The organism is Ruminococcus sp. CAG:57, assembly GCF_000435935.1.
GTDB classification, from domain to species: Bacteria; Bacillota; Clostridia; order Oscillospirales; family Ruminococcaceae; genus Hominimerdicola; species Hominimerdicola aceti.
In genome coordinates, this window is the sequence record NZ_FR890709.1 from 1 (window position 1) to 12,050 (window position 12,050).

A 12,050-nucleotide genomic window follows, 5' to 3' on the forward strand; every position below is an offset into this window, starting at 1 on the left:
CGAATTTTGAAACGTCATATTTATCGCTCATCCTTTCGGAGTCTTGGCGTATGGTTTCTTTGGCTGCCGAGATTTCATACCGGCCGTGTGATTAACATACTTACAGAGTTGATATTCTATTGTCAAGTTACTTGGAGCTTTTATTCTCCTTACACTTGTATAGGGGTAGAAGTCGGATATTTAACAACCGTTTTTTATTGCAATTTTAAAAGTTTGTTAAGTTTGCATAAAATCCTACGTTTCTTTTTGTTAATGTTTTGCTGAGTGTTATGTAGAAAACAAGCCACCTCGTTTTCCGTTTTATTTTCAAAATATATTGCAAAGATCAACCTACGTTCATCCTCAGAAAGTTCATTCAGACAGCTATACAGCTTTTCAAATTTAATATTCTGTATCACTCTTCTTTCGACATCGTCATTTTCTGTTCGGAACTCCTGAAAGTTTTCAAGTTCTCCGTTAATGTTTCCTTTTAACGCAGAGAACTGGATCTCGTGCTTATAGAACGATTTATTGTTGTCATCAATATTCCATTGGGTTCTATTGTAATATGTGCGGATCTTTTCGCTTACTTCAATTTCAACGTATCTTTTGGTTATAGTGTCATAAACACTTACTATGTTTTTGCTCATTTTTTATTCCTCCGTTTTGATTTTCTTGTTCTGAATCAAAACGAAGGCTTATGGATATTTGGCTATGTATTGCTGCCAGTATTTAAAAATGGGCATAAAAAAACTCCATTTCTGCTCTTAAAGCAAAAATGGAGTTAACAAAAATAAAAAAATAGAAACCGACACTAGCTTTAAAAGCTACTTGTCAGGCTTCTACTCCGATTTTAAACAAACGTGTGATGCTTGTACTAAGTAATTAATATTATTTAATGGTTTTAACGTTATTGTTTCTCGGCATTTCCAACACTTGATCATAACTGCAAAGTTTGTACCGAAATAACTATTCTCGCCTTTTCCTGTTATTACATCAAAAAGTCTGCCACCACATATTGGGCAGCGTATATGATGTATATTATCTATTGTCAATCTATCAATCCTCCGACGTTTAGCTGGTAAGCTAAACTGATGCTAAATAAATTTGCGGCATAAACCGCAAAATTATTTGTTCATTTTTGAAGTTGGTCTATGAAATCAAGCCAATCTTTTTCTGTTGCACTATTTTCCTGTGCTTTACGAATCGCTTTTGTTACAATATTATTGCTCTTTAGATATGTAATAATGTCCGGACTAATTGTATCATTTGATGCTGCATAGAGATCATATATTTTATGTGTTTCCGCTTCGTCCAAGTGCAATTTATTAATCATTCGGTCAAGCACTTCAATAGTTGGATTGCTTCTTGCTCCGCTTTCAAGTTGACTGAGATATGCTGTAGATATCCCAATCTGTCTTGCGAGTTCTTGCTTGGTCATAGAGTGTTGTATTCGTTTCTCGGATATGAACTGACCGAATCTGAGTTTGTCAGTCATGTTTTGTGTTCTTTACTGAACTACGATTTTAAAAACAGAAACACCTGCAAAATCGTACAATTCAGTATATTGATCAAAATTTTTTACATTTGAAGCTCTCCAAGCATTTATAGTCATAAAAATTCTCCTTATTAAATTTCATATGATGCATGAGTCTTATTTAATTATACGTTTTACATTATCGATGTCAACAAAATTGGCATAAGGTGAAGATGTTTAGCACGAAATGCAAAGATCAGAAAACTAACATAATATGCTTGACCTTGCTGTTTTATTATGGTAAAATAAAAAAGAACCCTGATACAAATTCAGAGTTCTAAATTGAATTATTTTTTTGACTTTCCTATAACCTCAATGAAATACGCTAAATGCTCACGTTCTGCGTTGTCCATCTTTGCCATTATTTCTACAGCGTCGCCTATAGTCATTTTATTTGTTAGCTTTATTGCATAAGTGTCATTAAGATTTGTCCTGCTTGCACTTTTGCCGAGAATATAATCTGTAGTAACGTTATAAAAGTCGGCAAGTCGATACACAACTTCTGTAGGTGGGACAGTTAATCCTTTTTCATAGTGAGAAATCGTGCTAGGAGAAAGATGAAGATGTTTTGCTATATCTGTTTGTGTTAGAAAGTTTAGCTCTCGCAGATTGATCAATGTTTTAGCTATAATGCGTTTTTGCTTTTCGCCAAAAACATTTGAACTTTTTACTTGCTTTTTCATAATATATGCTCCGCCTCTCTTTCCGGTTCCAACACTTTTATTATAGTATAAATATAGTCCAAAGTCATAAATCTGTATTATTTATAAAAATCAGCGAATTTTGTCGTAAAATTATATCACAAATACAATTGTTGTGATTTATACTACATTTTAAGGAGGAAATACATATGCTCAGAGTGGCAATATGTGATGATAATAACGTATTTGTTAATAAAATGTCACAAGCTGTAAAATCTGAATTTACAAGGCAGAATAATGAAGATATTGAGTTAGAGACCTATGTTTCAAGCGAATTAATGTTCCAGCACCACTTAATAAAGCCATTTGATGTGATTTTTCTCGATATTGATATGCCGGAGCTCGACGGATTTCAATTAGCGGCTAAGATTTCAAGTTCAAACGACTGTTACATAATTTTTGTTACCAATCATCCTGAACTGGTTTATGATAGTCTTTATTTCCGACCACTGAATTTTATAACCAAAAGCAATGATTCTTTTTTCACAGAAAAACTACATAGTGTGGTTAATCAGCTCTTCAATGAAATGAAGCAAAACACAATTATTATTTTGGAAAATAAAGAAGTCGGAAGAGTTCCGCTGCAAATAAAGAGCATTTATTATATTGAGAGCAGTAAACATTATGTTATCTATCATTCAGAACATAACGAACCGATAAAGATCAGAGGTAATATTGGTGAATTGGAGATTCATTTTTCTCAATATGATTTTGCTCGGATACACAAGAGTTTTCTAGTTAATCTTCGTCACATTTTTAATATAGATAGAAATAAAGACGAGATAATTTTTAAGCAAGGCTTTAGATTAAATATGAGTAAAAACTACAAACAAACTGTTGATGAGAAATTAACACAGTATTTGAGGAAGACAAAATGAAGAACTTGCTATGGAAATGCTTTGAGCTTGTGATTAATTATTATCAGGGCTTTATTATGACATGGTTTGTGTATAGATTTCTAAATCCTAAATCTCTCAAACAGGCAAAAACATTTCTTTCGATTTTTAGTATCATATTTGGAACAACCATAACCCTGTTAAATCACATCACTTTATATGAGGGATTTACAAGTACTTTATATTTAGTTATATTGTTGGTATATGCCATTATTGCCTTTAACGACAGTATTATTAAAAAACTACTATCAACGATCATTCCCAATATTATTCTGCTGCTTATCACTTCTGTTGAACTTAATTTATTATCATCTCTAAATAGAATAAGCGTCAAGGACTTGATTACAAATGATAATAGCGTAAGATTCATGACTTTGATTGTAATCCAGATTTCTCTTTGGATCTCCTTGAAAATTATAATCAAGCTGTTCAAATTCTCTGACAGTTATACAATATCAGATTGGTCTCCGATTATCACAGTATTAATATCTTCCTTTATTCTAGTATCACTTCTCCATGTACTTTCACTCAATGCGGATGATACGCAAAGAATATACATCAATTTATCATACCTGGTTATCATTATACTGAATTTCCTAATGTTTTACGTTATTTATTCACTCTTCTTCAAGAATGCTCAGATAAAGAATATGAAGGTACTATCCGTAAAAGAACAGTATATGGAACAGTATGTTAATAATGCGGAGACTCAATACGAGCTGATCAGAAAAATAAGGCACGATATAAAGGATCAACTTACCACCGTTTATGAATTGCTCACAAGTGGCAAAACCGAAGATGCTTTGGAATTTATTGAACAATCCAACGGCATTGTTAAAGCTACAATGACATTTGTTCAAACCAATAATCCAGTTGCAAATGCAATAATCAACTCTAAATTGTCTACTGCATCAACTTTAGGAATAAAGGTGTCATGTATTACGGTAAATGACTTTGTAGGTATCAATGAGCTTGATCTATGTGACTTATTGAGCAATACTTTGGAAAATGCGATCACAGCCTGTGAAGCTATGCCGCCAGATTTAAACAAGTTTATCTATTTGGAAATCAGTAAAGAAAACAACATTTATACATTTATAGTGAAAAATTCTCTAGATAAGTCTGTTATTAGCGAAAATCCAAAATTAAAAACCACAAAGAAAGATATCATAAACCATGGACTTGGCACTTCTATTATTAGGGACATAGTAAATAAATACAGTGGAAGATATGATTACTATGAAATTGACAATGCTTTCTGCTGCTCTATAATCTTAGAAACTTAACTCATATGATAGCTCGGCTTATGCCGAGTTATTTTTTTGTGCCTGAAAACTGCACAATATGCCAAAACGCTTGACGAAAGATATTTTATATTGTAAAATTCAAAAAAAGCAAGGTGAAAATTATGAATTACTTGGTATCTCAGATTGTTAATTTTATTACGGAACAAGATGTAATCAGTGATGAATCAGATGTACAAGACTTTTATAGATATGGAATAGAAATAAGTATTTCATCGTTACTTAACATAGTTCTTGTTGTAATAGCAGGTATCCTTATTCATCATATAATCGAAAGTATTGTTTTTCTTTCACTATTTATACTTATCAGATCATTCACCGGAGGCTATCATGCCGACACATACTTTAGGTGCAATCTATTGATGTGTACTACATTCATATTAACCGCTTTAGCCAATAGTATATTTTCTAATAAATTCTCCCTATTGATTATTATTGTTTTAATCTGTGTTACTGAACTGATAGTTTCTATCTTGGGTCCTATAGAGAATAAGAATAAACCAATTGATGATTCGAAAAGAATAAAGCTTAAAATAATAGGGATAGTTATAACTTTAATAATTAATTGTACCGGATTGTTTCTTTCGAGAAGTTATCTAGGTACAATGATTATATTAACAACTTTTTTAATTGCCTTGCTCATGATTGCAGCAAAGATTAAAGAGAGAGGAAGTGATTAATGTGAAAAGTTTAAAAAAACTACTAGCTGAAATGATTCAGAAGATTGCAAAACATACAGCAATTTTGGCTTGTGGAGCAGCTTCGGCATACGGCGGATATCAGACTAGAGAACCTAAGAACATTTACAAGAGATAAGCATCAAAAACACAATTCAAAAGATTGGCATATTCGACTATTACGATCTACACTAGTATAGTTTTGAGCTGAATTAATCATTTTGTGCAGGAAGAAGATTGATTCAAAGGTTTTCAATATGAAACTTAAGAAGAAAATTGCGGCTATGGGTGCTGCTGTTATGATAATGGCTTCTATGAGTGCTATAGGTGCTAGTGCGTATCAAGCATCATATGAGGATAGTTATCGAATTATACTTGCATATACGTCTTATACTCCAAGCGAGACAGATTCAGTGGGAACGGTAACGAATCTTTCAACTACAAAAACAAATTACTCTGTACAGTCACCCCTTTATTACAAGACTTCTGCAGCAAAAATCGGTTCTTATACTCCTTCTGGATGGAAAAATGGTACGCTGTCCAAAGGTCAGCTTTTGAAAGCAACAACAACCCATAACCGTAATACTAGTTATAAGTATTCTGCCAGAACTCTAGTCATGAAAGATAATAGAGTTTTTAAGGATATTCAGTCTGATTACTAATATATAACCCTGAGGAGCTAAAGCTCCTGCGGCAAGCTTGCTTCGTCGCAGCCGATGAAAAGCTACGCTTACATCGGGCTTTGCTCCGAATTAAATATGCATTAAAGAAATTTTAATAAAAATCAATTGAACATTTTACAAAGGCAATGCATTATCTGAATAACATCAGATAATGCATTGCCTTAATGGGTTTGAAGGAGGAAAGAATGTACACGCTGAAAAATCTTAGAAATATGATGAAAAATCATACCGGTATGCTGGTTCTACTTGTGATTTCTATGTTTGTTTCATTCGGGGTTTTGTTTTTCGGTGTTGGATTGTACTATCAGTACAGCAAAAATATTGAGGACGGCGAAATTGACAGCTATGCTGTCGGTTTTTCCATAAATGACATTATTACAAAAAAAAATTTTTGTGAGTTTGTGAAGAATATGCCGAATAAGCTTATGGGTGATGTTTCATATATTACCTGTTTTTCGTCCACGCAGGTAAGCGGAATTGATGAGGAAATACCTGTCGCATTCTATCTTCAGTATTCTGAAGGAAAATTTGAATATTCCGATAACGTATTTCAGCCAATGATTGATGACCTTGTAATTAAGGACGGCAGTTTTTTCACGCAGGAGCAATATTCAAACGGAGAAAAAAAGGCTGTTGTAATGGGCAGCGGAAATGTAAATCAGCCGACTTCAGCACCCGAATATACAAATTCGGTTACAGCATTCGGTCAGAGCTATGATGTTATCGGCACAATAAACCCTGCTAACAGCAGCTATTTTTTTTACAGTATCTATGTTCCGTTCAGCTCAGTCCCCGACGATACAATTATGAACGACGGGGTTTATCTTGCACTCAACAATAAAATCACTAAATCTGAATATGATGATTTTACCGCATATATCAGCGAATTTTTCAAAGATAAAATCACTCTTTATGAACCGGCATTCGACTTGGCATCAAACACTTCCTACTACATAACAGTTGTACTGATTTCGGTAATCATTGCCATTCTTTCGGCATTGAACATTTCCATTCTGTATAATTACATCATTATCAGCAGAACAAGACAACTGACCATTATGCGTATCTGCGGAGGGTTAACCTCAAATCTGAGCATATCAACCGCAAATGAGATTATTCTTATTATGCTTCCTGTAAGCATTATTTCAGCTTTGTGCTATGATAAATTTATTCTTACTGTACTTTCAGCTAAATTTCCGCTTATGAAAGCTGCATATAATCCATATGTTTACGCAGAAATAATTTTGATTTACTCTGCAATATCGTATCTTCTTAATCTGTTTTTGCTTCATCATAATCTCGGCAAAAAAATTAAGGAGGGATTGAAATGAGAATTAAGTTATACGGCAGGGTTATCGGTATCTTCCTGAAAAAGCACTCGTTTATCAATGTTTTAATAAGCCTCCAGCTGATTGCTGTTTTTGTTATCGGAATAATTATGACATCGATAATAGACGAAAAGGCTTCCTCATATGAGGCTGTCAAACCGCTGCTTAATGGCGAGGGATTGTATTGTGGTGGATATTTTTTGAAAGATAATGAAAATGGCGGACTTTTGGAAAACACAGATGAAATCAAAACTCAGCTGAAAGATGTTGATTTTATCTCGTCTGTAAACTTTGCGTCCCTGCAAACAGGCGTTGATACACAAACTAACGAGGTTAAGACCGCATATGCACTTGTATATGATGATTATTCTGCAAATCTTTTTCGCCCGACAATAGAAAAAGGTTCGTGGATAACTGATTCCAAGCAATCCGATGATATACCGCAGGCTGTAATTACCCGAAATTATCAAGGCTATAATGTTAATGATATTGCTGAATTTGAAACTGAAAATGGAACGTTGAAGGTCAGAATAATCGGTGTAATTGGTGATAATGAAAAATACCTTGGAGCAAACTCGGAATATGAATCAAATGAACCATCCTATCAGTTAATGCTTTCTACACATTTCAACTGTCTGAATGACCAGCTTAAAAACAAAGGCTTTACAAACGAGGAGATTGCTTTGAAACTCGAATCTCTTGGGTATTCAGCGGACAGCATTGTATATAATGAACCTGTATTGTTTTTTACAGATAAGGAGTGGAATAAAACCGATTTGGATTCAGTAATGTCAGACTCCCTTTTTATAAAGTACAACCGGAATATTTCCGATGATGAAAAGCTTTACAACAGAAAATATATCAACGAGAATCTTTCTGTATTATCATTTGCGATACAGTTTTCTCAGTTGAACAACAACAGTCAGACCATTGTTTATAGAGAGTTGTACACATTGATGCCAATAATGTGTGCAATATACCTGCTTGTACTGATTGCGTCAGTGAGCGTTAATGCGATTAACTGCAAAAATAATATAAGAAACGAAGCCATACTGTATTTGGGTGGTGCAAAAAGAAAACAGTTGCTTACAATCAATGTAATTTACAATGGGCTGATTTGCATTGTGTCTTTGATAATTTCAATAGCAGGATCGTTGATTTTCTACAAGGCAGGATTGTTCAGCAAAACAGTAATTACATTGGGCTGGAAACCGATCACCATTTGCCTGATTGTGTGTGCTGTATATATCTTGGTATCCTGTATCATTTCCTGCATTATCCTCACACCAAAGGCTTTGAAAAAAGCAATAATATTATCGGAGGAATAGTAATGGTAAAACTTAATAACATAGTAAAAATATATAATTCAAAGAAAGCCAACGAATTCAAGGCTCTCCACGGTGTTTCGGCAGAAATTCGGGACGGTGAGCTTATTGCGATTATCGGAAAATCGGGTGCAGGAAAATCAACGCTTCTGCATATTTTAGCCTGCATTGACAACTATCAGGAGGGCGAATACTACATTGATGATGTGCTTGTGAAAGACCTTTCCGAAAGTCAGTATGCAAAAATCAGAAACGAGAAAATCGGGATGGTTATGCAGGATTTTGCACTGGTTGAGGATTTCACGGCACTGGAAAACGTGATGATACCGCTGAATTTTTCCAAAAAGAAAGTCAGTGACAAGAAAGAAAAAGCCCTTGCGGCACTGAAATCGGTAGGCATTGAGGAGCTTGCCAAAAAGCTATGCAGCAAACTTTCGGGCGGACAGAAGCAGCGTGTGGCAATTGCCAGAGCGATAGTCAATGAACCGTCAATGATTTTGGCGGACGAACCGACGGGAGCGCTGGACACAAAGACTTCCGCTGAGATTATGGAGCTTTTAAAGTCCCTGAACAAACAGGGCAGGACGATTGTTATAGTTACCCACGACCCGAAGATTGCGGAGCAATGCGGCAGGGTTATTGAGATTAGTGACGGGAATATTGTTACAGCAAAATAAATTGTGGAGTGAAAACAATGAAAATTACCGATTATGTAGATCTGTTCTATCCGTCGGCGGAGGCTGAGGAGTATGCAAAAAAGCGGCAGAAAAAATATGAAAATTATCCGCAGGATTTTATGGTCAATCTTGAAACGGATAACATAGCAAAACTTATTGCACCTATGAATTTTGCTGTCGCAACATCTAAAATGAAAGAGTTTACAGATGACATTGAAACCCTTGATTACAGGCTGGATTGTCTTGAGGACTTTATGAATGTCCCCGAACTTAACGGCAGATTTCGACAGCTGATAAATGAACTCGCAGGAAACAGAATTGACTTTTCAGATGTTGATTGTGTCAACTCGTTTATGCAGATTAAGACCCATATGGACAGCCTTGAAGAATTTCTCGGCTGCATTGAAAACATCAACAGGTTCTTTGCAAAGTATAATCACGCAATTAAGTCGGTAGCGGTAAAAAGGCTTGCACAGTTTTTTGAAAAACTGCCAAAAAGCGAGAACATTTTCGAAATAGCATACAGCATTTCACAGCTGAAAGATACCTTTTCAAAAACCATACGGAGCGTAAAAATCGGTGTTAATTTTGATTCGGCTATGAATCCCGACAGTGCAGGACTGCTTGAAATCGGATATGACAAAATTTATCCCAAGGGAAATATTCTTGAAAAGCTTGTGTTCAAAAGTTTTGCAGGCAGAGAGCAGTTTATTGGCGAGGAGCATTTCAACTCGGCAACAAGGCACACTCCCATTGATATAGACACTGCCCTTTTCCGTGAACTGAGCAAATACACAAAGGAGTTCGCCCTGCGGATTGCCGCAGCACTTAAAAGCTATCGTTCCTCGGTTTTTTCAGACCTTTCGGAGCTGGAATCACAGCTTGACTTCTATGGCGGAGCGGCACAGTTTATATCAAGTGTTAGGGCAAGGGGAATGAAAATGTGCCGACCGAAATTTCTCCCCTCTGAGAAGCGTGTTACAAGGCTGAAAAACGTCTTTGACCTCAACTTCTACAGGCAGCTTGTTACGCAAAATCCGCAGGAAATTCTGACCGAAAAAATTGTTGCAAACGATATTGATATGTCAGATTACGCACGGTTTTATATGGTGACGGGAGCAAACAACGGCGGAAAAACCACTTTCGCAAGAGCGGTGGGAGTATGTCATTTAATGGCACAAATGGGATTGTACGTTCCTGCGGAAAGTGCAGAGATTTCCCCTGCCGATTACATATTCACCCATTTTCCAAAGGAAGAAGCTGTCGGAATAAATTCAAGCCGATTTACCACGGAAATCAAGGAGCTGAAAAAAATCTGCGAATATATGACCGACAGAAGTCTTGTTATTCTCAACGAATCCATTCAGTCAACCACGCCAGTTGAGTGCTTAAACATTGCAAAAATTCATCTTGAAATTATAGCGGCAGTGGGGGTAAGGGGATTTTATGTCACTCATCTAACAGAACTTTATAATGAAATTCAGCGGATAAACAACAAAAACTATCCCACAAAGGTGGGAAGTCTGGTATCCTGCACAGACAGTGAGGGCAAGCGTATGTACAAGATGAAAGCCGCAAAGCCGCCTATTGAAAGTCTTGCATACACGGTTTACGAAAAATTCGGAGCAAAGCTTGAAGACGTACTTGCAAAGTCGGGTGATAAGAATGGACAAGCGTGAAAACCTTTTGCAGTTTCTTGATTACGGTGGAAACGAGCTGTTTTCAAGCCTTATGGAAAGTGACAGCGACAGACCGCAGGCGTTGGACAGAATGTGCATTTTACTTCGCAAGGCTGTGATTTTCGGGAAACTGAAAGGCAGAGCTGCGGCATACCAATATATGATTTCAAAGGCAAACCAAATGGGATTTATAAAGTCAAAAAAAATACATGCCTACAGGCTGACAGCTGCCGAACGGGAGCGGATTACAGAAAAAGTCTGCAAGTCAACAGGTGCGAAATATTTTTTCAAAAAGTATGGAAAGAACGTGATAATTTATTCTGCACTGCTTGGGGCGGCTGTGATTTTGGTTGTGCTGATATATAATTATATGCACTCGGAAAAATATCTGAAAAGAATGTACCAGGCGGCTGAGGAAACTGTAATTATAGAGTCGGCATACAAAACCGATTACGGCATAAAGCTTACCATACACAACAATTCACTTGCGGACTATTACATCTGCGATTTGCCGACCTTGAAATATACTGACGAATATGATGACCGGGCAATCGGAACATATTATCATTGTAAAAATGCAAAACTTTAAGATTGTGTTATATACAAGTTTGACAAAAAATGACCTGATTCTAAATTCTGTATAGCTGCGGAATGGCATATCAAAATTAAAGAGCAAATCTATTTGATGAGATCGTCGAAACCACCGTCGGTCTTATCTGCATATTTTCATAAAAGTATTCTGTGCAAGATACAGCATTTTGAACAGTCTCTCATCGGTTGGAAATAACGACTTTGTTTTGGTGACCTTTCGCAGCTTACTGTTAATTCCCTCAATCGCATTGGTAGTGTAAGTCAGCTTTCTCAGTTCCTGCAGAAACTTGAAGTAAGTGCTTAGATTCGCCCGATTTTCATACCATGACTTTGAAATCTTTGGATACTTCTTGTCCCATATTGATGCAAATTCGTCAATGGCATCATGCGCAGAAGGCACATCAACAGCGGGATAAACACATTTTAAATCAGCCATAAGTTCTTTCTGACACGCTCAGACCTAAATATTGCGGATATGCTCTTCAATGTCAGCAGTTGACACACCTTTTGCGTAACATTGAGATGATTTTATTCTCCATGTCCGAAGAAATTTTGGGCTGATTTTTCCAAATAAGCTGCAGCTCTGGACCTGCGAAAAAATCTCTGTAAATTCAACAACAGTGATAAAAAACGATATTGTGGAGCGGCTTGAAAAACAGCCGCTCATTTTTTT

The 12,050-nt window shown here is 36.0% G+C and carries 14 protein-coding genes; 10 read left to right on the plus strand and 4 right to left on the minus strand.

The features are described 5' to 3' along the window. Positions 1–194: 194 nt before the first annotated feature. The 3 genes from QVO88_RS03445 to QVO88_RS03455 all read right to left on the minus strand — a co-directional run bounded on the left by QVO88_RS03445 (position 195) and on the right by QVO88_RS03455 (position 2,199). Positions 195–629 (minus strand): sigma factor-like helix-turn-helix DNA-binding protein, encoded by a 435-nt coding sequence (locus tag QVO88_RS03445; protein ID WP_022287129.1) that lies wholly within the window; start codon positions 627–629, stop codon positions 195–197. A 485-nt stretch (positions 630–1,114) separates the two neighbouring features. Then, a complete protein-coding gene (locus tag QVO88_RS03450) occupies positions 1,115–1,477 on the minus strand; it encodes a helix-turn-helix domain-containing protein (RefSeq protein ID WP_022287130.1) in 363 nt (120 codons plus the stop codon). 326 nt (positions 1,478–1,803) lie between these two features. Further along, a complete protein-coding gene (locus tag QVO88_RS03455) occupies positions 1,804–2,199 on the minus strand; it encodes a helix-turn-helix domain-containing protein (protein ID WP_022287132.1) in 396 nt (131 codons plus the stop codon). A gap of 167 nt (positions 2,200–2,366) precedes the next feature. Here QVO88_RS03455 and QVO88_RS03460 point away from each other — a divergent pair, with 167 nt between their 5' ends. From QVO88_RS03460 to QVO88_RS03505, 10 genes are all read left to right on the plus strand, one after another. After that, positions 2,367–3,095: a LytTR family DNA-binding domain-containing protein gene (locus tag QVO88_RS03460; protein ID WP_022287133.1), complete on the plus strand. Its 729-nt coding sequence runs from the start codon at positions 2,367–2,369 to the stop codon at positions 3,093–3,095. Next, a complete protein-coding gene (locus QVO88_RS03465) occupies positions 3,092–4,399 on the plus strand; it encodes a sensor histidine kinase (protein ID WP_022287134.1) in 1,308 nt (435 codons plus the stop codon). The genes QVO88_RS03460 and QVO88_RS03465 overlap by 4 nt, the downstream gene beginning before the upstream one ends. 122 nt (positions 4,400–4,521) lie before the next feature. Next, a complete protein-coding gene (locus QVO88_RS03470) occupies positions 4,522–5,097 on the plus strand; it encodes an accessory gene regulator B family protein (protein WP_022287135.1) in 576 nt (191 codons plus the stop codon). Position 5,098: 1 nt separating this feature from the next. After that, the gene (locus tag QVO88_RS03475; RefSeq protein ID WP_265290369.1) at positions 5,099–5,233 is read left to right on the plus strand and encodes a hypothetical protein; all 135 of its coding nucleotides are present in this window, start codon (positions 5,099–5,101) and stop codon (positions 5,231–5,233) included. A 118-nt stretch (positions 5,234–5,351) separates the two neighbouring features. Continuing rightward, on the plus strand, positions 5,352–5,756 hold the full coding sequence (locus tag QVO88_RS03480) for a hypothetical protein (RefSeq protein ID WP_022287136.1): 405 nt from the start codon (positions 5,352–5,354) through the stop codon (positions 5,754–5,756). 446 nt (positions 5,757–6,202) lie between these two features. Beyond that, entirely contained in the window at positions 6,203–7,108 is a 906-nt protein-coding gene (locus tag QVO88_RS03485; RefSeq protein WP_288177751.1) for a hypothetical protein, read from the plus strand. Next, a complete protein-coding gene (locus tag QVO88_RS03490) occupies positions 7,105–8,433 on the plus strand; it encodes an ABC transporter permease (RefSeq protein WP_022287138.1) in 1,329 nt (442 codons plus the stop codon). The genes QVO88_RS03485 and QVO88_RS03490 overlap by 4 nt, the downstream gene beginning before the upstream one ends. A 2-nt stretch (positions 8,434–8,435) precedes the next feature. Continuing rightward, positions 8,436–9,107 carry an ABC transporter ATP-binding protein gene (locus QVO88_RS03495; RefSeq protein ID WP_022287139.1) on the plus strand — a complete coding sequence of 224 codons (672 nt, stop codon included), beginning with the start codon at positions 8,436–8,438 and terminating at the stop codon, positions 9,105–9,107. A gap of 17 nt (positions 9,108–9,124) precedes the next feature. Then, positions 9,125–10,786 carry a mismatch repair ATPase (MutS family) gene (locus tag QVO88_RS03500; RefSeq protein ID WP_022287140.1) on the plus strand — a complete coding sequence of 554 codons (1,662 nt, stop codon included), beginning with the start codon at positions 9,125–9,127 and terminating at the stop codon, positions 10,784–10,786. Continuing rightward, positions 10,773–11,375, plus strand: coding sequence for a hypothetical protein (locus tag QVO88_RS03505; RefSeq protein WP_038670458.1), 603 nt, complete (start codon positions 10,773–10,775; stop codon positions 11,373–11,375). Before QVO88_RS03500 ends, QVO88_RS03505 begins: the two co-directional genes overlap by 14 nt. Before the next feature lie 123 nt (positions 11,376–11,498). Here QVO88_RS03505 and QVO88_RS03510 read toward each other — a convergent pair whose 3' ends face one another. Continuing rightward, positions 11,499–11,813 (minus strand): transposase, encoded by a 315-nt coding sequence (locus QVO88_RS03510; protein WP_038670460.1) that lies wholly within the window; start codon positions 11,811–11,813, stop codon positions 11,499–11,501. Positions 11,814–12,050: the final 237 nt, after the last annotated feature.

Bases quoted from the DNA above. Each gene is read 5' to 3' on its own strand.
- QVO88_RS03470 (WP_022287135.1), top strand. From the start codon at position 4,522: ATGAATTACTTGGTATCTCAGATTGTTAATTTTATTACGGAACAAGAT.
- QVO88_RS03485 (WP_288177751.1), top strand. From the start codon at position 6,203: ATGGGTGATGTTTCATATATTACCTGTTTTTCGTCCACGCAGGTAAGC.
- QVO88_RS03495 (WP_022287139.1), top strand. From the start codon at position 8,436: ATGGTAAAACTTAATAACATAGTAAAAATATATAATTCAAAGAAAGCC.
- QVO88_RS03465 (WP_022287134.1), top strand. From the start codon at position 3,092: ATGAAGAACTTGCTATGGAAATGCTTTGAGCTTGTGATTAATTATTAT.
- QVO88_RS03445 (WP_022287129.1), bottom strand. From the start codon at position 629: ATGAGCAAAAACATAGTAAGTGTTTATGACACTATAACCAAAAGATAC.
- QVO88_RS03460 (WP_022287133.1), top strand. From the start codon at position 2,367: ATGCTCAGAGTGGCAATATGTGATGATAATAACGTATTTGTTAATAAA.
- QVO88_RS03490 (WP_022287138.1), top strand. From the start codon at position 7,105: ATGAGAATTAAGTTATACGGCAGGGTTATCGGTATCTTCCTGAAAAAG.
- QVO88_RS03480 (WP_022287136.1), top strand. From the start codon at position 5,352: ATGAAACTTAAGAAGAAAATTGCGGCTATGGGTGCTGCTGTTATGATA.
- QVO88_RS03510 (WP_038670460.1), bottom strand. From the start codon at position 11,813: ATGGCTGATTTAAAATGTGTTTATCCCGCTGTTGATGTGCCTTCTGCG.
- QVO88_RS03455 (WP_022287132.1), bottom strand. From the start codon at position 2,199: ATGAAAAAGCAAGTAAAAAGTTCAAATGTTTTTGGCGAAAAGCAAAAA.
- QVO88_RS03505 (WP_038670458.1), top strand. From the start codon at position 10,773: ATGGACAAGCGTGAAAACCTTTTGCAGTTTCTTGATTACGGTGGAAAC.
- QVO88_RS03450 (WP_022287130.1), bottom strand. From the start codon at position 1,477: ATGACTGACAAACTCAGATTCGGTCAGTTCATATCCGAGAAACGAATA.
- QVO88_RS03500 (WP_022287140.1), top strand. From the start codon at position 9,125: ATGAAAATTACCGATTATGTAGATCTGTTCTATCCGTCGGCGGAGGCT.